Genomic DNA, 645 nt, shown 5'->3' with positions numbered 1-645 from the left:
TTTTATAGCAATACAATCATCACCTGTATTAAAAGTGGAATTAGTGATGTGAACGTTTTTAGAATATTCTGGATCACAACCATCGTTATTCACACCATGACTGTTAATAGTAACTCCATCAACTCTTACAAAATTACATTTCAAAGGATGAATAATCCAAAAAGGTGCATTTGTAATTGTTACTCCTTGAATCAATACATTTTCACATTCAAAAGGTTGAATAAATGAAGGTCTTAAATGATATCCTTTTCCAAAAATTCTTTCAGAAACTGGAGTCCCACTTTCGTTCAAAATAAATAATCTTGGAAGATTTATAGAATCGTGTTGTTTTGGTGTTCCTTGTTTCCAACCATAAATATCTTTTCCTGCCCAAGGCCACCAATGTTCATTACTTGCTTGTCCATTTAAAGTTCCACTTCCTGTAATTGCAATATTTTTTTGTTTATAAGCTCTTATCAGAGGTGAATAATTCATCAATTCTACTCCTTCATAAGACGTGTGAACAACTGGTAAATAATCATCAGGATTTGTAGAAAATAGCACATTTGCGCTTTTTTCTAAGTGCAAATTAACATTACTTTTTAAGACAATTGGCCCTGTCAAAAAATCACCTGAAGGAATAATTACTTTTCCTCCACCAATTTT

1 protein-coding gene is annotated in these 645 nt (G+C 31.8%); it reads right to left on the bottom strand.

Going from position 1 to position 645, the window contains the following annotated elements; all coding sequences use genetic code 11:
* Positions 1-645, bottom strand: a 645-nt coding sequence (locus IU405_RS00530; RefSeq protein WP_231749403.1) for a glycoside hydrolase family 28 protein, incomplete at both ends; no start/stop codon positions are given.

This window comes from Polaribacter sp. BAL334, assembly GCF_015767435.1.
Classification (GTDB): Bacteria; Bacteroidota; Bacteroidia; order Flavobacteriales; family Flavobacteriaceae; genus Polaribacter.
This window is presented reverse-complemented; position numbering and strand designations above follow the sequence as displayed.